We start from the raw sequence: 21,044 nt of genomic DNA, 5'->3' as shown, positions 1-21,044 counted from the left end.
CGCATCGGACGCTTCGGCTAATCAACGACCACGCGACAAACGCAAACGCTGAGAGGAACGACGAGATGATTGTGACGTTCGCCGGATACGACATCAAGGTGGGAACCCCCGTGGTGTCCCGCGATGGCGCCGAAGTGGGCACGGTGGATTCGACGATTGGTGAGGATCTTGTCGTCAACGTCACCACGGCGGGAACGCAGCTGCTGCTGACTGAGAGCGGCGTCGCCGCATTCGAACCCGACTTCATTCGCCTGGAAAAGACTGCCGCCGATATCTCGGCCGGAAACTACGACAAGGTCGGCGAGCCCGAGCCCGCTCCGGAGCCCGTAACTGTCGCAGACCCGGAGCCGGTCGCGGCAGAGCCCGCGACGGCCGAGAACGAGGCGGCGGCGCCAGTGGGCCTGCTCTCGACACCGAGTGACGCGCCGGCCACCGACGCACCCGCGCCGGTGGACGAGCCCGCGCCCGAAGAAGTCGCTGCACCGCAGGCCGACGAACCCGTCGCTGATGACGCTCCTGCCGAGGATGCACCCGCCGATTCGGCGGTGCCGGCCGCGGCGACCGGCACGCCGACCGCCGGTGGCCAAACCATCCATCTGCACGCCGAGGATCTGATCGCGGCTAAGCGCCAGGTCGCGACCGGTGTGGTGAAGGTCGCCAAGAAGGTGCTCCTCGAAGACAAGGCCGTCGACGTTGACGTCTTCACCGAGAAGGTCACCGTCAACCGCGTTGACCTCGACGAGGATGCCGACGTTGAGTACGCCTTCGAAGAGGGGGTCTTCGAGATCGAGCTCAAAGGTGAAGAGGTCGAGGTCGGTAAGCGTGTCCGCCGCGTCGGGCAGGTCGAGGTCGGCAAGGAGCGCCTGACCACCACACAGCGGGTAACTGGTCAGACCCGCCGCGAAGAGATCGAGGTCAACGAGGAGGCGTATGACGCTTCGCGTCCCGATGGCGATGTCTACGACCCGATCGTCGCGAAGCGGCTGACTGACACCGACTAGGGCATTTCGCCCACCTCGGAGAGCGCGGGGCCGCCGTGACTGATGTGACAAAAGTGGCCAATGTTACGGCGCGCCTCCGCGCGGTTGCGGGTATGCGGGTTGAAGATGGGCGTCATGAAGATGCCTGCCTTGCTCGCCCGTACCACCGAAGAACTGCCTGGTGTCATCGGTATCGCCAGGATCGACAAGAACACCAAACGCCTCGTCGAACGGGTCGGACCGGGCGATATCGCCATCCTCGACGAGGTTGACCTCGACCGGGTGACGGCCGATGCGCTGGTCGAAGCGAATGTCGTGGCAGTCGTCAACGCTTCGCCGTCCATCTCCGGGCGGTATCCGAATCTTGGTCCGGAAGTCCTCGCGGCATCGGGGATCACCTTGCTCGACGACGTCGGGTCCGACGTGTTCAAGCGAGTCAAAGACGGCGCAAAACTGCGCGTGGACAATGACCGTCTCTACATCGGTGAACGGCGACTGGCCAAAGGCACCGAACTCGGTGAGCGTGAGATCGCCGACATGATGATCGACGCGAAGGCAGGACTCGTCGACCATCTGGAAGCCTTCTCCGGCAACACCATCGAATTCATTCGCAGCGAGTCGCCATTGCTGATCGACGGCGTCGGCGTTCCTGACGTTGACGCCTCCTTGGCAGGCAAACACGTCGTCATCGTGGGTGACGGGGCAGCGCATGCCGCTGAACTGCGATCGCTGCGTTCGTTTATCAAGGAGTATTCGCCGTCGCTGATCGGTGTTGGTCGTGGAGCCGATTCGTTGGTCAAGGCCGGCTACAAGCCGCAGATCATCATCGGCGATCCCGAAGAAATCGCGAATGACACCCTCAAATCGGGTGCGCAGGTCATTCTGCCCGCTGACCCGGACGGTCACGCGCCGGGCCTGGAGCGTATTCAGGATCTGGGCGTCGGTGCTACGACCTTCCCGGCAGCCGGTTCGGCGGCCGATCTCGCGCTACTCGTGGCCGACCATCATGGTGCCGATCTGATCGTCACCGCCGGCTATGGCGGCGGCTTGGACGACTTCTTCGATCGGTCCCGACGGGAGAGCAACCCGTCAACCTTCCTCACGCGACTCAAGGTCGGTCCCAAACTGGTCGATGCGTCAGCCATCGCGACGCTCTATCGCAGCCGGGTCTCCGGTGCCGCGATCGCTTTGGTCGTGCTTGCCGCGCTGGTCGCTGTCATCGCAGCGGTGATGTTGTCGTCGAGCGGTGCTGACATTTCCGATTGGATTGTCGACCAATGGAATTCGTTCGTCGCCTGGATTCAGACCGTATGGAATCGATAGCGTGATCAGTCTGCGTCAACACGCGATTTCGATCGCGGCGATATTTCTCGCTCTCACCATCGGGCTCTTCCTCGGATCCGGCTTCATCGGTGACAAGGTCAACTCGGCGACCGGAACATCGCGCGACCGGATCGGCGATCTGGAGTCCGAACGCGACAAGCTCAACGCCCAGGTCAACGCGGGCAACGGATTTGTCTCGGCGGTCTCACCGCAACTGCTTGCCGACAAACTTAACGGGTCGTCGGTGATCGTGGTGACCGCACCCAATGCCGCCGACGGCGATGTCGCCGCGGTGAAAGAGGCGCTAAACGCCGGCGGTGCCAAGTTCGCCGGCCAGATCGGGCTCACCGACGAATTGCTGCGGGACCAGTCGGCGGAGAAGTTGCGCACCATCATCGACCAGTCCATTCCGGCCGGCGGATCGCTGCGTCCGGAGTTGACCGATTCCGGCGGTCGGGTGGGCGATCTCCTCGGCGCGCTCACGTTGAATGCGACCGGTACGGCGGCGGCGTCGCGTACCGACGTCGTCAATGGCTTATCCGCGCTTCGCGAAGGCGGCTACATCACCTATACCGACAACGCGGTCGGCAGCGGCAAAGCTGTCGTCGTAGTCACCGGTGACGCCTACGGTGCCGACTCCGGGGCGCAGGGGCAGTTGACCGCGAATCTCGCGGCGGCGATGGCCCGACGATCAGGAGCGGGAATCTTGGTGGGGCGCACCGGATCTGCCGAAGGCGGATCTCCGATCGCGGTAGTGCGCGCCGATCCGTCGTTGAGTAACGAGATTTCGACGGTCGACAACGTTGACGTCCAGATGGGGCGCGTCACCACGGTCCTGGCACTGTCGACCGACCTGCGCGGCAAACCCGGCGCTTACGGCACCGGACCCGGAGCACGGGCGATCACGCCGGGTGCATAACTCGGTCTGAGCGTCGAGTGAGACGCGAGACACGTCAGCCGAGTATGGCGTCGCTGCGCGAAGTGCGGCCGCGAGGTGTTACCGTGGAGTCCCGTAGGTAATTGAGCCCAAAGGCTTGATGGGTAACCAACGGGAGACGCTTTGCGACCACTTCGCCACACTCAAGATGGCACCAAACACATCTTTGTCACCGGCGGCGTCGCGTCGTCGCTCGGTAAGGGGCTCACTGCCTCCAGTCTGGGACAACTGCTGACTTCGCGCGGCTTGCGAGTCACCATGCAGAAACTAGATCCCTATCTCAATGTCGATCCCGGCACGATGAATCCGTTCCAGCACGGTGAAGTATTCGTCACCGAGGACGGTGCCGAGACCGACCTCGACGTCGGGCACTATGAGCGATTCCTCGACCGCGATCTGTCGCAGTCGGCGAATGTCACCACCGGACAGGTCTATTCGACGGTCATCGCGAAGGAACGGCGCGGCGAATATCTTGGCGAGACTGTTCAAGTCATCCCACATATCACCGACGAACTCAAGGCGCGGATCCTTGCGATGCGCGAGCCCGACGCAGACGGCAACGCTCCCGATGTGGTGATCACCGAGATCGGCGGGACAGTCGGTGACATCGAATCGCTTCCGTTCATCGAGGCGGCGCGCCAGATCCACCACGATGTGGGCCGCGACAATATCTTCTTCCTACATGTCTCGCTGGTGCCGTACCTCGCACCGTCGGGTGAGCTGAAGACTAAGCCGACTCAGCATTCGGTGGCAGCCCTGCGCAACGTCGGCATCCAGCCCGACGCGCTGATCCTGCGTTGTGACCGCGACGTTCCCGAGGGACTTAAGCAGAAGATCGCGCTCATGTGCGACGTCGAACTGGAAGGCGTTATCTCGACGCCGGACGCGCCGTCGATCTACGACATTCCCAAGGTGCTCCATCAGGAAGCCCTCGACGCCTATGTCGTGCGCAAACTGGGTCTGCCATTCCGCGACGTTGATTGGTCGGAGTGGGGCGATCTGCTTGAGCGCGTTCATGATCCGCGCGAGACGGTTACCGTCGCGCTCGTCGGCAAATACGTCGATCTGCCCGACGCCTACTTGTCGGTGACCGAAGCGATCCGTGCGGGTGGGTTCGCACACCGGGCGCGTACCGAGATCAAATGGGTGCCCTCGGACGATTGCGAGAGCGTCGAAGGTGCGCGCGCCGCACTCGGCGACGTCGATGCGATCCTGATTCCCGGTGGTTTCGGCATCCGCGGCATCGAAGGGAAAGTCGGTGCGATCGCCTACGCGCGGCAACGTGGTATCCCGCTTCTCGGACTCTGCCTCGGATTGCAGTGCGTTGTCATCGAGGCCGCCCGCACAGCGGGACTCGACGGTGCGAGTTCGACCGAATTCGACCCGGACACCGAGTATCCGGTGATTTCGACGATGGCCGATCAGGAACAGGTCGTCGCAGGCGAAGCGGATCTCGGCGGCACGATGCGCCTCGGCGCATATCCGGCGACACTGACCCGTGGTTCGTTGGTCGCCGACGCCTACGGTGCGACCGAGGTATCCGAACGCCATCGCCACCGTTTCGAGGTGAATAATGCCTATCGGGACAAGATCGCCGAGTCGGGACTGCTGTTCTCCGGTACCTCACCTGACGGCCGGTTGGTCGAATTCGTCGAGTACCCGAAGTCGACACATCCGTTCCTGGTCGCGACGCAGGCACACCCGGAACTCAAAAGCCGCCCGACTCGCCCGCATCCGCTGTTCCGGTCGCTGATCGGCGCCGCACTGAAATACAAAGCGGCCGAGCGGCTTCCGGTAGATATTCATCCGGTCGATGCTGGCGCCGAAGTCGAACCGGAGGGATCCGGCGCCGTCGAGGACGCCAGTTGAGTTCATCGAATGACAACGCCGGTGAGGCCGGCACACACGACTTCGACGTCGCATCGTCGGAGACGATCTACGACGGCGCTATCGTCGCGTTACGCGTCGATGACGTTGCGATGCCGGGCGGTGTGACCGCTAAACGCGAGGTCGTCGAGCATCTCGGGGCGGTCGCCGTCGTCGCGGTTGACGACGCCGGACGGGTCGCGTTGATTCGGCAGTACCGTCATCCGGTGGGTCGGCGACTGCTCGAATTGCCGGCCGGCCTGCTTGACGGCGGACCCGACGAATCGGCACTCGTTGCGGCACAACGGGAATTGGCCGAAGAAGTCGACCTCGCTGCCGACGACTGGGCCGTCTTGGCCGATCTTGTACTCTCGCCTGGGTTCTGCGACGAGTCGTTGCGTGTCTACCTCGCGCGCGGACTGCGTACGTTGCCCGAGGCGGAACGTCATGACGAAGAAGCCGACCTCGCCCTGGAGTGGGTCGATCTGGCCGCGGCGGCCAGGTTGATCGGTGCGGGTGAGATCGTCAACGCCACCGCGGTCGCCGGGATCTTGGCCGCGGTTGCGGCAATTGCCGATCCAACTTTGTTGCGTCCCAACGACTCCGAGTGGATCGATGAGCCGACGGCGTTCATTCGTCGGCGGGACTCGCGGAACTGACGGCCGATGGTCGACGGACTGGTGTCACGCTATCTCGACCATCTGGTGGTCGAGCGGGGCGCGGCCCGCAACACGGTGGCGTCGTATGCCCGCGACCTGTCTCGGTATGCCGACTATCTGACCAGGCGCGGCATCGGGGACCTATCGGCCGTCACCGAGGAGGACGTTCGCGAGTTCCTGATCGAGTTGCGGCGTGGTGATGCCGACCGTGAACAGGCTCCGCTCGCCGACAGTTCCATCGCGCGAACTCTGGTGGCGGTCAGGGGTTTTCACAAATTCGCCGTCCTGGAGAATGTAGTTCCCGTCGACGTCGCTCATGCGGTTTCGCCGCCACGTCCTGCGCGACGGTTGCCCAAAGCGCTCTCGATTGACGAGGTGACCGCGATCCTCGACGCGGCAGGCGATCTGGAGACACCGCGCGGTCTGCGTGACCGGGCGATGCTCGAACTGCTGTATTCGTGTGGGGCACGGATCTCCGAAGTGGTTGACCTCGACGTCGATGATCTGGATACCGAGCACCGTTCAGTTCTGTTGCGCGGCAAGGGCGGAAAAGAACGTCTGGTGCCAGTCGGTCGGCCCGCGATCGACGCCGTCACCGCGTATGAGGTACGCGGACGACCGACGCTGGCGAAGGGACGTTCGCCGGCATTGTTCCTGAACGTTCGCGGCGGACGGCTGTCTCGGCAATCGGCATGGCAGACCTTGTCCGACGCCGCGCACCGTGCGGGTATCGACAAGACCGTGTCGCCGCACACGCTGCGGCACAGTTTCGCCACTCATCTTCTCGACGGCGGGGCCGATGTCCGTGTCGTACAAGAATTGTTGGGCCACGCGTCGGTGACGACGACGCAGGTCTACACATTGGTGACGGTCAACACGATGCGCGAAGTCTTCGCGGTGGCGCATCCACGAGCGCGATGAACCTGCTCCTGGGGTTGAAGTTGACGATGTGGCTGATGGGACGCAAGACCATCGTCTGACGTGTGTTTGCCCGGCGGGTTGTCGTCGGGAGTCTTGATGTCCTGCATTAGGCTGGGTGATCAGATGTATATGGCCTTTATCGAGAGGAGCGTCGGGGAGTGACCACGCCGGAGCCTTCCACACCTCAGGCAGCACCGCGACCCGACGACACTCAATATCAGTTAGCGGTGAATTCCCGCCCCGTCGACGACGTTGACGAGGATCGTTCCGAACCGGAACTCGGGCCGACCGGACGTCCGATCCGACCGGTTCCCGAGCCCGAACTCATCGATCATCATGGTCCCGCGACGATCATCGCGGTGTGTAACCAGAAAGGCGGCGTCGGCAAGACGACGTCGACCATTAATCTTGGTGCGGCACTTGCCGAATGCGGTCGGCGAGTCCTCCTCGTCGACCTCGATCCGCAGGGTGCGCTGTCGGCCGGCCTTGGCGTCGCCCATCACGACCTCGACGAGACCGTCCACAATCTGCTCGTGCCACCACATGCCGCGACCGACGATGTCTTGATGCGCACGCGGATAGACGGTCTGGATCTGCTGCCATCGAATATCGACCTGTCGGCGGCGGAGATTCAACTAGTCAACGAAGTCGGTCGGGAACAGACACTGGCCCGTGCACTGCACCCGATCGTCGATCGCTACGACTTCATCCTGATCGACTGCCAGCCGTCGTTGGGACTACTCACCGTGAACGCGCTCGCATGCGCCGACAGCGTGCTCATTCCAATGGAATGCGAGTACTTCAGCCTGCGCGGGCTCGCGTTGCTCACCGATACCATCGACAAAGTGCGGGACCGGCTGAATATGAAGCTGGAACTCGCCGGGATTGTCGTGACGATGTTCGACGCGCGCACGTTGCATTCGCGTGAGGTGATGGCCCGCGTCGTCGAGGTGTTCGGCGACGCCGTGTACGACACCGTCATCAGCCGCACAGTTCGCTTTCCCGAGACCTCGGTCGCGGGTGAGCCGATCACGTCGTGGGCACCGAAATCGGCTGGGGCTAAGGCTTATCGGGCGCTGGCGCGCGAGGTCATCGCGCGCAACGGCCCCAAGAAATGACCGACGAGCCCTACTCGGGTGAGACGGCAGCGGGCGCCGAAGTGGCCGCACCGGTCGACGTCGCGTTCGCTGACGCCGCCGCAGCCAAGAAGTTTCAGGTCAAACTCAAGAATTTCGAGGGACCGTTCGACCTGCTGCTCAATCTCATCAGTCAGCACCGGCTTGATGTGACCGAGCTAGCGCTGCACGAGGTCACCGATGAGTTCATCTCCTACACGCGGACCATGGGCGCGCAGATGGGGTTGGAGCAGACCACCGAGTTCCTGGTAGTTGCGGCGACGCTGCTTGACCTCAAAGCGGCGCGACTGCTGCCCTCGGGTGAAGTGGACGATGTCGAAGATTTGGCGCTGCTCGAAGCCCGCGATCTATTGTTTGCCCGGTTGTTGCAGTACCGCGCCTACAAGCAGGTCGCGGCGCTCTTCGCCGAGTTGGAAGCCGCTGCGCTGCAACGGTATCCGCGGGCAGTGTCTCTGGAGAGTCGCTTCGAGGAGCTGATGCCCGAGGTGACCCTCGGTGTGGACGCGGATACCTTCGCGTCGATCGCGGCCTCGGCGATGACACCGAAACCCATCCCGTCGGTCGGGCTGGGCCATATCCACCAGCATCAGGTATCGGTGCCAGAACATGCCCGGCGTATGGCCGATCTGCTGATCGCGAAGCCGGGGACATGGCTTACCTTCGGCGAATTGGTCGCCGATTGCACCGAAGGCATCGAAGTTGTAGCCAGCTTCCTCGGATTACTCGAACTCTTCCGGGAGCGCGCCGTCATGTTCGAGCAGCCCGAAGCGTTGGGCGAGCTCGCGGTGAGCTGGACGGGCGATCGGGAAGCACAGGAAGTCAGCATGGACGATTCAGCGGAGGAGTACGGATGAGCGGGCAGGACGAGACGCTCGACGAGTCGGTGCAGATTGGCATCGATATCGGGCAGACCACACTCGACGCCGAAGATGAACGCGTCATGGATGAGCGGGAACTGCGTTCCGCGCTCGAGGCCGTGTTACTCGTCGTCGACACACCGGTCTCCACGGAGGAATTGGCGACGGCACTCGAACAGGATCTGCTGCGGATCAACCGGACTCTCAAGCAGATCGCGGCGGATCTCACCGAAGCGGGAAGCGGGATTGACCTGCGATTCGCCGGCGACGGCTGGCGGTTTTATACGAGGTCGGATTACGCGCCATATGTCGAGCGGTTGCTGCTCGACGGGGCGCGGACCAAACTCACCCGCGCGGCCCTGGAGACATTGGCGGTGATTGCCTATCGGCAGCCGGTGACGCGGGCCAGGGTGAGTGCGATTCGAGGCGTGAACGTCGACGGTGTGATCCGCACTTTGGTCGCGCGTGGCCTGATCAGTGAGGCGGGAACTGATCCATCGACCACCGCGACGCTTTACGGGACCACTGAGTTATTTCTGGAACGGCTGGGCCTGGCGTCGTTGACCGATCTGCCGGATCTGGCGCCCCTGCTACCCGACGTCGATGTGATCGACGACTTGTCCGAGGAACTCAACGATGACCCGCGATTCGCCAAATTGGCTGATCGGCGGGCACAATCAGGTGAGGCCGATGCGTTATCCGACGCCTCGGCACCTACTGACGATCAGGATTGATACAGATATGGCATCCGCTAGCCGAGACGGCAAACCGGGACGTGGACACGATGACAGACGAGACTCCAAGCGCGGTGGCGCGAAGAGCGGATCGGGTAAGAAATCCACGAAAAAGCCCGCACCCCAACAGGTCTCACGTAAGAAGCCCCATCGTAAAGGGGCCCGGTCGACGCCGGATGTGGCGTCGGGCCGTGTGCGCCTGAATAACGCGAAACTCGCTCGCACGCAGTTGTCGGGGGAGTCCGGCAGCGGCGCGACCTACGAGGCCGACGGTGTGCGACTGCAGAAGGTACTCGCGCAAGCGGGCGTCGCATCGCGGCGCGGGGCCGAAGAACTCATTGCCGCTGGTCGGGTGTCCGTCGATGGCGAAATTGTCGTCGAGCAGGGCATGCGGATCAATCCCGACACCTCGATCATCCGCGTCGATGGTGCGCGCGTTGTCATCGACGAGACGCGGCAGTACCTGGCGCTGAACAAGCCCAAGGGATACCAGTCGACGATGGCCGACGACCAGGGACGCCCGTGTGTAGGCGATATCGTCGCCGAGCGGGTTATGGCCGGTCAGCGACTCTTCCACGTCGGTCGACTCGATGCCGATACCGAAGGATTGCTGCTGCTCACCAACGACGGTGAGCTTGCGCACAGGTTGATGCATCCATCGTTCGAGGTGCCCAAGACATATTTGGCGACGGTGAAGGGTGAGGTGCCGCGCGGAATCGTGCGTACCCTGCGTGATGGCGTCGAACTCGATGACGGTCCGGTGCGGATCGATAAAGCGACGGTCCTTGAGGTTCACGAGGGACGCTCACTCTTGCGGTTGACCTTGCATGAGGGTCGTAAGCGCGTGGTGCGGCGGTTGCTCGACGAGGTGGGGTTCCCGGTGACGCGGTTGCTGCGCACCGACGTCGGTGCGGTACGTCTCGGTGAACAGCGGCCGGGTAGCTTGCGGGTGCTGGGTAGCGACGAGGTTGGAGCGTTGTACAAGTCGGTGGGCATGTGACCGGGGCGAGCGAAGCGACGGGAAATGTCGCCGGGGCGAGCGAAGCGACGGGAAATGTCGCCGGGGCGAGCGAAGCGACGGGAAATGTCGCCGGGGCGAGCGAAGCGACGGGAAATGTCGCCGGGGCGAGCGAAGCGACGGGAAATGTCGCCGGGGCGAGCGAAGCGACGGGAAATGTCGCCGCGAGCGAAGCGACGGTGATCGCTATCGATGGGCCTGCCGGTACGGGTAAGTCGTCGGTGTCGAGATTGTTGGCGCAGCGAGTCGGTGCGCATTACCTCGATACCGGTGCGATGTACCGGGCGGCGACGCTGGCGGTGCTGCGGTCGGGTGTCGGCGTCGAGGACGCTGATGCCATGGCGCGCGTCGTCGATGACGCCGAGGTCGAGTTGGTTGAGCGGGAGGAGAGTGCCGCGGCAGTGGTGCTCCTCGATGGCGAGGACGTGTCTGACGCCATCCGTGAGGCCGAGGTGACGGCAAATGTGTCTGCGGTGTCGGCTAATCCGGCTGTGCGGGCCAAATTGGTCGAGTTGCAACGTCGGCTCGCCGGTGACCGATTCGTCGTCGTGGAAGGACGTGACATCGGCACCGTGGTCTTTCCGGCTGCCGAATTGAAGGTGTATCTCACGGCGACCCCGGAGGCGCGGGCCGCGCGTCGCTTGCGGCAGGATACCGCCGCTGGTCGGGATGCGGATTACGACGCGGTATTGGCGAGTGTGAATCGGCGCGATCATCTCGACACCACCCGCGAGGCGTCGCCGTTGCGGCCAGCCGATGACGCGGTGATATTCGATACCAGTGAGCTGACGTTGCCGCAGGTGCTCGACGGGTTGATTACGTTGACAGAGAAGCGGATTGGGGTCAAACAATGACGGAACCAACGGTTGGCGGCGAGGTCGCCGGCATCGAGTCGCTTCCCGGTGACGGCGTGTGGAGTGACGAATCTGAGTGGAATCTAGAGGATTTCGATCTCGAGGGCGTCGAAGACGGTGTTGCCGCGCTACCCGTGGTGGCTATTGTCGGGCGGCCTAATGTCGGCAAATCGACTCTGGTGAACCGCATTCTGGGTCGGCGCGAGGCGGTCGTCGAGGATGTTCCCGGCGTCACGCGTGACCGGGTGTCGTACCGGGCCGGGTGGTCGGGGCGTGAGTTCACGCTCGTCGACACCGGCGGTTGGGAACCCGACGCCAAGGGCATACACCAGGCGATTGCCCGTCAGGCCGAGCAGGCGATGTCGACCGCGGATGTGATCGTGTTGGTGGTCGACGCCACCGTCGGCGCGACATCGACCGACGAGGCGGTATCGCGGGTGCTGCGCCGCTCGAAGACGCCGGTTGTGTTGGCGGCTAACAAGATTGACAGTGACAAGGCTGAGGCCGAGGCGGCGGCGCTCTGGTCGCTCGGCTTGGGCGAGCCGTATCCGGTATCGGCGGCGCATGGTCGGGGAGCGGGCGACCTGCTCGACGAGATCCTTAAAGTGTTGCCGGAGACCACTCGGGTGGTTCCGCAGCTGGGCGGTCCGCGGCGCGTGGCGTTGGTCGGTAAGCCGAACGTCGGGAAGAGCTCGTTGCTGAATAAGTTGTCGGGGACGGATCGGTCCGTCGTCGACAATGTCGCCGGAACCACTGTCGACCCGGTCGACGAGCTCATCGAATTGGGTGGTCGCCCTTGGCAATTCATCGACACCGCCGGATTGCGCCGCAAGGTGCGTACGGCGTCGGGACATGAGTATTACGCCTCGCTGCGGACTAAGTCGGCACTGGAAGCCGCCGAGGTGGCTATCTTGCTGATTGACGCTTCGGAGCCGATCACCGAGCAAGATCTGCGGGTGTTGTCGCTCATTGTCGAGACCGGACGTGCGCTGGTCATCGCGTTCAACAAGTGGGACCTGGTCGACGAGGATCGACGTCTGCAGTTGGACAAGGAGATTGACCGCGAGTTGGCGCGCGTGCCGTGGGCGCAGCGGGTGAATATCTCGGCGATGACCGGGCGCGCGGTGCAAAAGTTGGTGCCTGCGCTAGATACCGCGCTCGAGTCATGGGATAAGCGCGTTTCCACTGGGCGACTGAACAATTGGATCAAGGATGTTATCGCAGCCAACCCGCCGCCGTTACGCGGCGGTCGGCAACCGCGAGTGATGTTCGCGACGCAGGCGGCGACCCGGCCTCCGACGTTCGTGTTCTTCACGACCGGTTTCTTGGAGGCCGGCTACCGTCGCTTCCTGGAGCGGCGGTTGCGTGAGGAGTTCGGCTTCGACGGCTCGCCGGTGCGGGTGAATGTGCGCGTGCGGGATAAGCGGGAGATGCGTAAGCGCTGAGGTTTGTGGGGAATCATCTCCATAAGGTGAGGTGAATCGCCGCGCTGCGTCTAGGCTTCGATGATGCTGATTATCGGAATCATCCTGTTCGGAATGCTCATCGGTGCTGCGGCGCAGCTGATTCTGGGTGCCAAGGCGCGGAGTATCGACTGGGGTCTGGCTATTGTCGCTGGTCTTGTTGGGTCATTCGTCGGCGGTTTGTTGATCAGTCTGCTCAGCGGCGACGGACTCCATTTCCGGGCCAGCGGGATCATCGGGTCGATCGTCGGCGCGCTGATCGTGACCGGTGGGTGGTACTGGTTCACGAAGCAGCGGGCGTCGGGTGGTGTGTGACGTGGAAAGCTTTGTGCGGCAGGTGAATTGGGTCGTGTGGATGACCCAACGACTTGCGTAGTCTTGAGTTTGAGTGTCGGCGGCCAGGCGATTGGCGTTTAGGTACCGGCGTCGGATAAGATTTTCCAGGTTGTCGGCGAGAAGTCGGTGACAACGGGCTGTGGCGCAGCTTGGTAGCGCACTTGACTGGGGGTCAAGTGGTCGCAGGTTCAAATCCTGTCAGCCCGACGTCGTGACCAGCACTTATGTGCTGGTCATAGTCGTTTGTGCCCACTACGTGCCCAATCTTGGGCGACTGGAGGATGGATGACCGACGACAATGGGACCGTCCGCGTAGAGGTCCTCGGGCGTACTGATTATCTGACTCCGGACCGGGCCGCGATGCTTGATGAGCTACCCGCATACCTCCGGGCCGAGGGTATCGCGACCGATGACGTCTATTTTCGAGAGCCCGGCGGTATGGGTTTCATCCTCGAATCCATCGCGATCTTCGCTTTGGGTGGCGTTGTCGGGGGAGCCGCATGGGATGGCACCAAGGCCGCAGCAAGAGCGGCCACCGCGTGGGCTAAGGAACGCATTCGTCGGCATCGCGCGGAGTGCGGCGACGATCTCCACGAGGACCAGGAACCAACCGTCCACGTGACGATCTACGGCCCGAACGGCGCAATGCTCAGGACAATCCAGGTCCGACATAGGGGAGTTGATGACCCGCTCGGTGACGTCGAGGGCCGCGAATCGAGTTAGCCGAACCGACTCGACCTCGGCCCGATCGATCCGCACTGCCACTTTCGGAATTCGCAGTTGGCCCGATGCGGAGCGGGCCAACTGCGAATGGGCTATACGACGATCTTCGATGCCTCGGAACGGCGCCCCTTGTTCCAAGTTTGGATGATAAGGCTGTAGCAGGTCATCACTCGTCCGCCGGTTCCACTGTGCTGCGTGCCGCCGGCGGTACTTAACGCGTGGACGTTGGCCTTCCATTGGAAGGCAGGGCCCTTCTTGCCGATCTTCTTGGCCAGTTCCTCGTCGTTCTGGATCTGCTCACCGTGGCGCCCGACGACCTCGCCGATGCCTCCGAGCAGCATGCCATCCCAGGTCTCAGCGGTCCGTCCCCACGCATGCTCTGCGATCGTCAATGTTCGGTGCAGAACGTCGGGCCCATATTTGTCGGTGATACGGAGAACGCCGTTGACTGCGCCGACAGTGTTAACACTGGTCGTGCCCATTGACAGTCCGTGCGACTTCAGGATCTTCTCGGTGTCGACGAACAGCGGGATTCCGCCGGTTAGGCCGATTTGGTACTCGTCGATAGCGGAAGGCTTTGAGCTTTCACGATTTTTGATCAGAAAGAGAATTGCCTCCTCGGTCTGGGTCAATCCATGGTGAATCTCGCAGACGACCGAGTCGCGGCCGAGTAGCTGACTCGCACGCCAACGGTGCTGTCCGTCCACGATGAACTTGTCGCCGTTGTCGCGCTCGGAAACGATGATGGTGCCGACGGCCTCGGGGATGAACTCCTCGGCCAGTTTCTGTGCTCGCTTCTCATTGAGAGTGCGTTGAGCCTGCGGGTCGATCTTGAGGTCGGTCGTGGGGACTGTTTCTCCGTATTCGACCGCATGTTCGGGCAGTTTGTACTCATACTTGTTGGCCATTTCGGGCCCTCGATTCTTTTCACTTGTTGCGCCTGGGGGAGTTGCCTTGTGGCGGGGGAATCGGCGCTCGCTCAAGCTAGCATGACTCCAATGTTCATCGCAACCTCATGTCGAAGTTAATGCACAATCTATTGCATAGTTGATGTCACTGATAGCGCAACAGTGATGTCAGTTTCGGTAACTCGTCGGTGCACAACATGCGCATGGGATGCGTAGCCGGGCGAGTCAGTCACATCGCGATCGTCATACGCGCGGCGTCGGTGAGATCGCTGTCCTAATTGCCGTGTCACCGTCGATCTCCTTGTCCTAGAAGGAACCGAGGCCCAGGTCCCGCGCGGTGGAGGTGCGGAGCCTGGGCCTCAGAGTCAGAGGGTCATTGTCAGGCGGCGGTGCCGACCTTGACGATGGCCTCGGGACGGTAGACGCTCACGCCGAACCGACCTTCGACGCGGACCCGCATCCGGTTTTTCTCGAACAGTTCACCCGAGGCGTCCCATTCAACGAGGGCGCGGGCCTGGGACGGGCTCGGATCTCGTGGCACCGATGCCAGCAGTTGCGAGAGGTGACCGGCTTCGGCGCCGGCCCAGGTGCCGACGTAGGCCAGGACATAGGCCACGGCCCCGAGGAGTGCCAGGGTTACGGCCGAGATCATGCGCCCGCCTGCGACAGGAACCGATCCACCTCGGCGGAGTCGATACGGATGCAACGCTCGGACAGGCGAACGGCCTTGAGTCGTCCCTCCGCGATCCATCGGCGGACGGTGCGATCCGAGACGCCGAGATCCTGGGCCAAACGAGCGGGGGACGTGTAGGTGGGCTTCTTGGTAGCCATATTGGCGGTGACTCCTCGTGAGTGTGGGCGTTGGTTTGCCCGTCACGAGGTGAGAACTCCCGCCGGAGATCAGCGGCGGGAACCTGACGGAGATCGTCGCTCGCTTCGTTAGTGCGTTGAGAGCCAATCTAGGTGACATGTCCGGTATGTGTCAACTGCCAGATGAAGCGAAAACCGTTGTGCCCGTGTTGACTTGGCTTGTCAACACGGACGTGAACAGGGCTACTCCGACCAGAGACCTTGCACGAGGCCCCGTGTCCGGGACTCTGTGGAGTGTGTGTAGCGGGCGCTCATCGCGGCCGAGGTATGGCCCATGAGGACCATGTGGTCGGCCAGCGTTGCGCCGGCCTGGGCGAACAACGTAGCGGCGGAGTGCCTGAGTCCGTGGGGTGTCAGCTCGTGCTTGCCGATGGCCTTGGAGGCGCGTTGGAACGAGTGTCGGAACGTGGAGGCGAACATCATCGCCCCGGTGCTCGTCGGGAACAGGAGCCCGTCGCGGCCGGGGAGTGCGTAGGACTTGAGGTGCTCGGCCAACGCCGGCCGTAGTCCCTCGGGGAGTGGCACGGTCCGCAGCGCGGCCCGCGACTTGGGCCGGTCCACCACGAACTCCCCGTCTACGCGGGTCACCGCTCGGGCCACCGTGACGGCCAGGCCGTCCTTGCTCATGTCGAGATCCGAGCGACGGAGCGCGGTCAGCTCACCGAAACGGAGCCCAGAGAACCCGGCCAGGAGAACCCACGCCCGATAGCGAGGCGTGATGGCGTCGGCCAAGGCCCGGATCTCGGCGGGGGACAGGGCCACCGGCTCGGACTTGCGATGCTTCACCGCGCCTCGCTTCACGCGAGCCGGGTTGGCGGCCAGGATCTCGTCGTCCACGGCTTGGTTGAGGATCGTCCGTAACAGGCTGTAGGCGTTGGCATTCCGGGTCGGGTAGTCCTCCAAGCCGGCGAACCACTCCCGGATCTCGGTCACTGTTAAGCCCTTGAGCGGGCGATCACCGAGGCCCGGATAGATCACGTTATCCAGGTAGCCGCGATTGAGCGCGCGGGTCCTGGGCTTGTGGCGGTTGGCGGTCTCGGCGTGCCAACGCTCGGCGTACGTCTTGAGCGTCAGGCCGGTGGTGGCCTTGGCGGCCTGCCGCTCCGCCGGCGGGTCCACTCTCCGCTCTCGATGAGCCGGCGCTCCTGGGCCAGCCAGCCCTCGGCGTCGATCTTGGCGGAGAACGTGGTGGGCGCCGTGTACCGGGTGAGCTCGGCGCCGTGGACGTAGCGCGCCTGCCACCGCTTACTCGGTAGTTTGCGGATGCTCCCGAACGACCGTTGTCCTGCCATGCCCATCGCCTCCGATTCGTGCCCACTGCGTGCCCAATGAGCTTACATTCATGTCCGCGACGTGCGGTTATGTCCGATCGGTAAAGCCCTGATATGAGCCGTATTTGGGGGCCAACTGGCAGGTCACGGGCGATTTCTGGGCCGCGAAACGCTACAGGTTCAAATCCTGTCAGCCCGACGTCGTGACCAGCACTTATGTGCTGGTCACAGTCGTTTGTGCCAGATATGTGCCAGATCCGAGGAGATCGAAATGGCCAACGCCCTGGGAACCGTGCGCGTGGAGATCCTCGGCCGGATCGACAACTCACGGCCGAGCAAGGCGCGATGATTCGACGAGATCCCGGCATACCTCGAAGCTGAGGGCGGCCGGCGCGATCTTCGATCCGACGAGGTCCACATGGCCGGTATAGCCGTGCCCAGTGGGACGACTCTCGCCGTCGAGGGTGCCGCCGATAAACTTCACGGTACCGCTGGCGATATTTCCTACGAGATCGACGGCCCGCCGATGACGTCACCGACGACCCGGAGACGGCGGCCGAGCAGGTATTGGGCAGTGATCGCGGCCGAATCCGTGGGCTGTGGATCAGGCTGAAGGCCTTGCGTCATCCAGCCGGAGGTGCTGATCGATGATCGGCACCTCCGCGAGGACGGATATCACGCGCTCTCGGATCTAGACGAGTTGCTGCTCGTCGCGTCGACGTAGCGAGCGACTCTGACTCTCCGTTCACGCGAACGTGGAATGCTTCGCGCACCTCGTCTCGATACTGTCGTGAAATGGATAGGTGGATGCGGTTGAACCAGCGCATCGTGTTGGTTGTCGTTCCCGTAGCCCTGATTGGGGCACTAGCTGGCTGCGGCGACCTGTTGGAACCGGATCTAAGCCCTTCAGATGTCGACTCGGTTCAGGCACGGAATGCGCTGATCAGTGAAGAGATAGATCTCCCTGCCGACTACGTGTTCATCGCCGGAGTTGCTTACCCGCCTGGCTTCTCTGGGCATACCGGGTATCGGTTGATGTTCGAGGCGCGCGTCACACTCTTCGACGATTCGCAGCGGCTACAAGGTGCATATGTCGGCGACTCCTACGATCGCGAATTCTCTGAGTTTCGACCGATCGATTGCGGCGCCGGACTCCTCGCCACCGCCAGGCAGAAGCGCTGGACGACCTGTGACTCGACGACGCGCGCCAAATACATCACCAATGACGCCACCAATCCTGACAGTACCGACGTCGGTTACGGCTCGGCGGCCATCGTTCTGGTCGCGGACGCGGAGAAGACTCAGGTACACGTGGTGATCGGGGGTACCTGATCTGAGTTCCTGGGGCGGATTCCGCAGTCCCGCAGCAATTTCCATTGCGCAGGTATTCCTCGTAGACCTCGGACTTCAACGCTATGATTTCGCGCGCCTCACCTCATGCGGTCGAACTTGCTTCAGGCAAAACGACTTCGGCGGTTCTCGGCGGATATGACCGGGATAGGTTCTCTGATTGAGTGGGCCTCCCGACGCGAGGCAGAGAGTCGACTCCGACCGCACGATCAATCAGTAGTATTCATGATCTTAATGTCGACTCAACACGCTTAGGTGGGGAATGATGACCGATCGAATGGCCGCGAGTATCGTGCTCGGATTGGCAGGCGGGCTTGCCACCGCCGAAGCCATCGGCAATACGCGAATTGGCTTGGCGATCGGGCTAGCGATCGGAGCGATACTTGGACTGGTGCTGCCAAAGCTGTTGCCGCGCACGATCGTTGCTGTTGCGTGCGTCCTCGGCCTGGTGGGCGGCTTCGCGGTCGGCAACCTGTGGTTGGTGATTGCGGCGGCAGTCTGTTTCATTTCGCTATGCCTCTATCTGGTTCGCATTCACCCAGACCATCAGCCCCGACCTGTGACGCCGGAGAAGGAGTTCCCCGCAGGATGATGTAGCGCCCCCGCCGAGTACGTCCCTCGGTGGAGGCGCCACAAAGTCCGGAACTCCGTGGATACTCGAGAAGGCAGGGCTCGAGTGGCGGAGTCCGGAGTCCCGGAGCGACAACTTTACAACTGTCCAAAGAATATTGCGACAGGGGTCCGCATCTTAAGCTGGGATCGCCCGGCACCAAGCGTCACGCCCAGGCCTCCGACGTCACGTCGCCAACACTACGACGTTGCCGCGCCAGCGAGCCGACGTCCGCGGCAACCCCTACGGCGATGATCGAGCGGATCGCCCAGCCGTACCCGGGTTTCAACTCGTCGGTCAGGCCCTCCAAATCGAAGCCCCGGAACTGGTGGCAGGACAGCCCCAACGCTTGAGCCTGAATGGTGAGATGAGCGACGGCCTGCCCGAGGTCGTAATCGGCGAACTCCGAGTAAGCGATGCCGTCATCAACCCACAGACGTGCGGCAGTCACAATCAACGCGCTCGCGTCGACCGCCCAAGCCATCGAACTGGGTGCCAGATGCGCGACTACTCGCTCGTGCGCATCGTCCCCACGTCTCGTAGGCAGAAAACCCCACGGCTGCGAATTTCCAGCGGACGGCGCCCATCGCGCGGCGTCGAGTAATGAAGTCAACGCAACATCGTCGAGACTATGAGTCGCGTCGAATCGATACGGGCTCAGACGCGCGGCGAGAAGCGGATGCAGCGATCCCTGCTGGGTCTGGCGGGTCATGAGTTCTGCAACAACTTCGCAGGAGGCGCTGTTCCCGTGGTGGGGCCGGGAGAATATTGGCGGGGCGTTTCGTGCGCGGCACACCTGCGTTAATACTCACCGTGAAAATATAATATCGATCACCCAAATGACTCGAGGGATAACGTCGTTCAGAAGAATCCGAGGGCGCATTCGAATGCCATGCTGATTAGAACTTGTTGTCGCTTCCGGAAGCTGAGCGCATTGTGATCCACCGGCGTGGGAGGTAATTCCTTCGAATGAGTTATTCGAGTCTGTGTACGCTTGCTGGCTTCTCTCGACCATAGGCGACACTTCACCGAAGTGGTGTCATGTATCGCTGTGACCTGCGTCTATATGCCTAGACCGAGCCAAAATGGCGGGTATACTCGCATCTCTCGATCCGTATCGATCTGGATGCGAGGCAGTAACGATCGTCGTTCGACAGCCGAATTACCCGATACGAAAATAATCCGCACATATCGATAAGTGCATTGACGAAGAGAGCGAGGCGGCGCATGTTACGAAGTGCAAATGTTGGTGAGGGTCCGGCTTACGGAATTGTCGGTATGGGCATGCACCTGCCCGAGTCGGTAGTGAGCAACGGTGATATCGCCGACGCCGCCGGAGTCACACCGGAGTGGATACTCGAGAAGACTGGCGTCGAACAACGGCGCTGGGCAGGGGAGACCGAGACCGCAGCCGGTATGGCGGCACTCGCGTTGCGCGCCGCTATCGCAGACGGCAAGCAGCGTCACAACATCGACGCCGATCCCGGCATGCTGATCGCAGCCACCTCGACCCCTGATCGGGTGGTACCGGCGCCCGCATTCGACATTCACAGCTTGTCGGGGCTGCCTCAAATCCCAACCTTGAGTATCGACGGAGCATGCGCGGGCGTCGCGCAGGGAATCATCACCGCTTTGGGCTTCTACCGAGCAGGAATCGCAGATACCGCGATGGTGGTAGGCACCAACCGCAGTGAGGTTTACATCGACCCATCCGACCGAAAGACAGTCGCTCTGTTCGGCGATGGAGCCGGAGCATATCTGCTTGGCCCAGTACCCGACGGATATGGGATCCTCAGTGTTCGAATGCTGACCGATAGTGCACATCGCGAGGCGATTCACGTCAGTGATGTCCTTTCATCGACTCACGGCCGGAAGTTCAGCATGAACGGTCGACAGCTGGTCGAGATGTTCGTCAACGAACTACCCAAAATGATCTATGAGGCTCTTGGAGATGCGGGCCTGACGATCGCAGATGTCGATCGACTCATGATTCACCAGGGAAATGTGCGGATGGTGGAAGCCTTCACCGCACTACTCGGATTGGAACCCTCACAGGTGCCAACGACAGGCAGGGTCGTGGCAAACACCGCGTCCGCATCGCTGCCCATCACGACGGTCCTCAGCGATCGCGATCGGCCCCTTAAACGAGGCGACGTCGTGGTGTTGGCCACCGCCGGCGCAGGCGTCAACGGCGCCGTGATCGTTATGCGTTGGTACTGATGTCGACC

The 21,044-nt window shown here is 62.5% G+C and carries 23 protein-coding genes and 1 tRNA gene; 18 read left to right on the top strand and 6 right to left on the bottom strand.

Annotation, left to right across the window (positions count from 1 at the left end):
* Positions 1–65: 65 nt before the first annotated feature.
* From AAFP29_RS14515 to AAFP29_RS14445, 15 genes are all read left to right on the top strand, one after another.
* Positions 66–1,001 carry a DUF2382 domain-containing protein gene (locus tag AAFP29_RS14515; RefSeq protein WP_419218051.1) on the top strand — a complete coding sequence of 312 codons (936 nt, stop codon included), beginning with the start codon at positions 66–68 and terminating at the stop codon, positions 999–1,001.
* 114 nt (positions 1,002–1,115) lie between these two features.
* Positions 1,116–2,303, top strand: coding sequence for a putative cytokinetic ring protein SteA (gene steA, locus AAFP29_RS14510; protein ID WP_419218050.1), 1,188 nt, complete (start codon positions 1,116–1,118; stop codon positions 2,301–2,303).
* A 1-nt stretch (position 2,304) separates the two neighbouring features.
* Positions 2,305–3,222 carry a copper transporter gene (locus AAFP29_RS14505; RefSeq protein ID WP_419218049.1) on the top strand — a complete coding sequence of 306 codons (918 nt, stop codon included), beginning with the start codon at positions 2,305–2,307 and terminating at the stop codon, positions 3,220–3,222.
* A gap of 141 nt (positions 3,223–3,363) precedes the next feature.
* Positions 3,364–5,109, top strand: a complete 1,746-nt coding sequence (locus tag AAFP29_RS14500; RefSeq protein ID WP_419218048.1) for a CTP synthase — start codon at positions 3,364–3,366, stop codon at positions 5,107–5,109.
* Positions 5,106–5,765: an NUDIX domain-containing protein gene (locus AAFP29_RS14495; protein WP_419218047.1), complete on the top strand. Its 660-nt coding sequence runs from the start codon at positions 5,106–5,108 to the stop codon at positions 5,763–5,765. The genes AAFP29_RS14500 and AAFP29_RS14495 overlap by 4 nt, the downstream gene beginning before the upstream one ends.
* Positions 5,766–5,771: 6 nt before the next feature.
* Positions 5,772–6,686 carry a site-specific tyrosine recombinase XerD gene (gene xerD / locus AAFP29_RS14490; protein WP_419218046.1) on the top strand — a complete coding sequence of 305 codons (915 nt, stop codon included), beginning with the start codon at positions 5,772–5,774 and terminating at the stop codon, positions 6,684–6,686.
* A gap of 158 nt (positions 6,687–6,844) precedes the next feature.
* Positions 6,845–7,804: a ParA family protein gene (locus AAFP29_RS14485; protein WP_419218045.1), complete on the top strand. Its 960-nt coding sequence runs from the start codon at positions 6,845–6,847 to the stop codon at positions 7,802–7,804.
* Complete coding sequence (locus tag AAFP29_RS14480) at positions 7,801–8,676, top strand: segregation and condensation protein A (protein WP_419218044.1); 876 nt, start codon at positions 7,801–7,803, stop codon at positions 8,674–8,676. Before AAFP29_RS14485 ends, AAFP29_RS14480 begins: the two co-directional genes overlap by 4 nt.
* Entirely contained in the window at positions 8,673–9,413 is a 741-nt protein-coding gene (gene scpB, locus AAFP29_RS14475; protein ID WP_419218043.1) for an SMC-Scp complex subunit ScpB, read from the top strand. The genes AAFP29_RS14480 and scpB overlap by 4 nt, the downstream gene beginning before the upstream one ends.
* Before the next feature lie 7 nt (positions 9,414–9,420).
* Entirely contained in the window at positions 9,421–10,413 is a 993-nt protein-coding gene (locus AAFP29_RS14470; protein WP_419218042.1) for a pseudouridine synthase, read from the top strand.
* A gap of 197 nt (positions 10,414–10,610) precedes the next feature.
* Positions 10,611–11,285 carry a (d)CMP kinase gene (gene cmk / locus AAFP29_RS14465; RefSeq protein ID WP_419218116.1) on the top strand — a complete coding sequence of 225 codons (675 nt, stop codon included), beginning with the start codon at positions 10,611–10,613 and terminating at the stop codon, positions 11,283–11,285.
* A complete protein-coding gene (gene der, locus AAFP29_RS14460) occupies positions 11,282–12,730 on the top strand; it encodes a ribosome biogenesis GTPase Der (RefSeq protein ID WP_419218041.1) in 1,449 nt (482 codons plus the stop codon). Before cmk ends, der begins: the two co-directional genes overlap by 4 nt.
* Before the next feature lie 63 nt (positions 12,731–12,793).
* The gene (locus AAFP29_RS14455; protein WP_419218040.1) at positions 12,794–13,063 is read left to right on the top strand and encodes a GlsB/YeaQ/YmgE family stress response membrane protein; all 270 of its coding nucleotides are present in this window, start codon (positions 12,794–12,796) and stop codon (positions 13,061–13,063) included.
* 154 nt (positions 13,064–13,217) lie between these two features.
* Positions 13,218–13,291: transfer RNA gene (locus AAFP29_RS14450), tRNA-Pro, on the top strand.
* 78 nt (positions 13,292–13,369) lie between these two features.
* On the top strand, positions 13,370–13,807 hold the full coding sequence (locus AAFP29_RS14445) for a hypothetical protein (protein ID WP_419218039.1): 438 nt from the start codon (positions 13,370–13,372) through the stop codon (positions 13,805–13,807).
* Positions 13,808–13,899: 92 nt separating this feature from the next.
* Here AAFP29_RS14445 and AAFP29_RS14440 read toward each other — a convergent pair whose 3' ends face one another.
* From AAFP29_RS14440 to AAFP29_RS14420, 5 genes are all read right to left on the bottom strand, one after another.
* Complete coding sequence (locus AAFP29_RS14440) at positions 13,900–14,715, bottom strand: DUF6551 family protein (protein ID WP_419218038.1); 816 nt, start codon at positions 14,713–14,715, stop codon at positions 13,900–13,902.
* Positions 14,716–15,094: 379 nt separating this feature from the next.
* On the bottom strand, positions 15,095–15,367 hold the full coding sequence (locus tag AAFP29_RS14435; protein WP_419218037.1) for a hypothetical protein: 273 nt from the start codon (positions 15,365–15,367) through the stop codon (positions 15,095–15,097).
* The gene (locus AAFP29_RS14430; protein WP_419218036.1) at positions 15,364–15,546 is read right to left on the bottom strand and encodes a helix-turn-helix transcriptional regulator; all 183 of its coding nucleotides are present in this window, start codon (positions 15,544–15,546) and stop codon (positions 15,364–15,366) included. Before AAFP29_RS14430 ends, AAFP29_RS14435 begins: the two co-directional genes overlap by 4 nt.
* A gap of 222 nt (positions 15,547–15,768) precedes the next feature.
* Entirely contained in the window at positions 15,769–16,704 is a 936-nt protein-coding gene (locus tag AAFP29_RS14425) for a tyrosine-type recombinase/integrase (protein WP_419218035.1), read from the bottom strand.
* A gap of 477 nt (positions 16,705–17,181) precedes the next feature.
* Complete coding sequence (locus tag AAFP29_RS14420) at positions 17,182–17,340, bottom strand: hypothetical protein (RefSeq protein ID WP_419218034.1); 159 nt, start codon at positions 17,338–17,340, stop codon at positions 17,182–17,184.
* 311 nt (positions 17,341–17,651) lie between these two features.
* On the opposite strand from AAFP29_RS14420, the gene AAFP29_RS14415 reads away from it, so the two are divergent.
* Positions 17,652–18,188 carry a hypothetical protein gene (locus AAFP29_RS14415; RefSeq protein ID WP_419218033.1) on the top strand — a complete coding sequence of 179 codons (537 nt, stop codon included), beginning with the start codon at positions 17,652–17,654 and terminating at the stop codon, positions 18,186–18,188.
* A 283-nt stretch (positions 18,189–18,471) separates the two neighbouring features.
* The gene (locus AAFP29_RS14410; protein WP_419218032.1) at positions 18,472–18,798 is read left to right on the top strand and encodes a hypothetical protein; all 327 of its coding nucleotides are present in this window, start codon (positions 18,472–18,474) and stop codon (positions 18,796–18,798) included.
* Between the two features lie 184 nt (positions 18,799–18,982).
* On the opposite strand, the gene AAFP29_RS14405 is transcribed toward AAFP29_RS14410, so the two are convergent.
* Positions 18,983–19,528: a nitroreductase family protein gene (locus tag AAFP29_RS14405; protein WP_419218031.1), complete on the bottom strand. Its 546-nt coding sequence runs from the start codon at positions 19,526–19,528 to the stop codon at positions 18,983–18,985.
* A gap of 566 nt (positions 19,529–20,094) precedes the next feature.
* Between AAFP29_RS14405 and AAFP29_RS14400 the strand changes: the two genes are divergently transcribed.
* On the top strand, positions 20,095–21,036 hold the full coding sequence (locus AAFP29_RS14400) for a 3-oxoacyl-ACP synthase III family protein (protein WP_419218030.1): 942 nt from the start codon (positions 20,095–20,097) through the stop codon (positions 21,034–21,036).
* Positions 21,037–21,044: the final 8 nt, after the last annotated feature.

The organism is Gordonia sp. CPCC 205333, assembly GCF_048537885.1.
Lineage (GTDB): Bacteria > Actinomycetota > Actinomycetes > Mycobacteriales > Mycobacteriaceae > Gordonia.
This window is presented reverse-complemented; position numbering and strand designations above follow the sequence as displayed.

Coding starts and splice junctions, on each gene's coding strand:
- AAFP29_RS14470 (WP_419218042.1), top strand. CDS start 9,421: ATGGCATCCGCTAGCCGAGACGGCAAACCGGGACGTGGACACGATGAC.
- AAFP29_RS14515 (WP_419218051.1), top strand. CDS start 66: ATGATTGTGACGTTCGCCGGATACGACATCAAGGTGGGAACCCCCGTG.
- AAFP29_RS14480 (WP_419218044.1), top strand. CDS start 7,801: ATGACCGACGAGCCCTACTCGGGTGAGACGGCAGCGGGCGCCGAAGTG.
- AAFP29_RS14435 (WP_419218037.1), bottom strand. CDS start 15,367: ATGATCTCGGCCGTAACCCTGGCACTCCTCGGGGCCGTGGCCTATGTC.
- AAFP29_RS14415 (WP_419218033.1), top strand. CDS start 17,652: ATGGATAGGTGGATGCGGTTGAACCAGCGCATCGTGTTGGTTGTCGTT.
- AAFP29_RS14445 (WP_419218039.1), top strand. CDS start 13,370: ATGACCGACGACAATGGGACCGTCCGCGTAGAGGTCCTCGGGCGTACT.
- AAFP29_RS14455 (WP_419218040.1), top strand. CDS start 12,794: ATGCTGATTATCGGAATCATCCTGTTCGGAATGCTCATCGGTGCTGCG.
- der (WP_419218041.1), top strand. CDS start 11,282: ATGACGGAACCAACGGTTGGCGGCGAGGTCGCCGGCATCGAGTCGCTT.
- AAFP29_RS14440 (WP_419218038.1), bottom strand. CDS start 14,715: ATGGCCAACAAGTATGAGTACAAACTGCCCGAACATGCGGTCGAATAC.
- AAFP29_RS14410 (WP_419218032.1), top strand. CDS start 18,472: ATGACCGATCGAATGGCCGCGAGTATCGTGCTCGGATTGGCAGGCGGG.
- steA (WP_419218050.1), top strand. CDS start 1,116: ATGAAGATGCCTGCCTTGCTCGCCCGTACCACCGAAGAACTGCCTGGT.
- AAFP29_RS14430 (WP_419218036.1), bottom strand. CDS start 15,546: ATGGCTACCAAGAAGCCCACCTACACGTCCCCCGCTCGTTTGGCCCAG.
- xerD (WP_419218046.1), top strand. CDS start 5,772: ATGGTCGACGGACTGGTGTCACGCTATCTCGACCATCTGGTGGTCGAG.
- AAFP29_RS14405 (WP_419218031.1), bottom strand. CDS start 19,528: ATGACCCGCCAGACCCAGCAGGGATCGCTGCATCCGCTTCTCGCCGCG.
- AAFP29_RS14400 (WP_419218030.1), top strand. CDS start 20,095: ATGGGCATGCACCTGCCCGAGTCGGTAGTGAGCAACGGTGATATCGCC.
- scpB (WP_419218043.1), top strand. CDS start 8,673: ATGAGCGGGCAGGACGAGACGCTCGACGAGTCGGTGCAGATTGGCATC.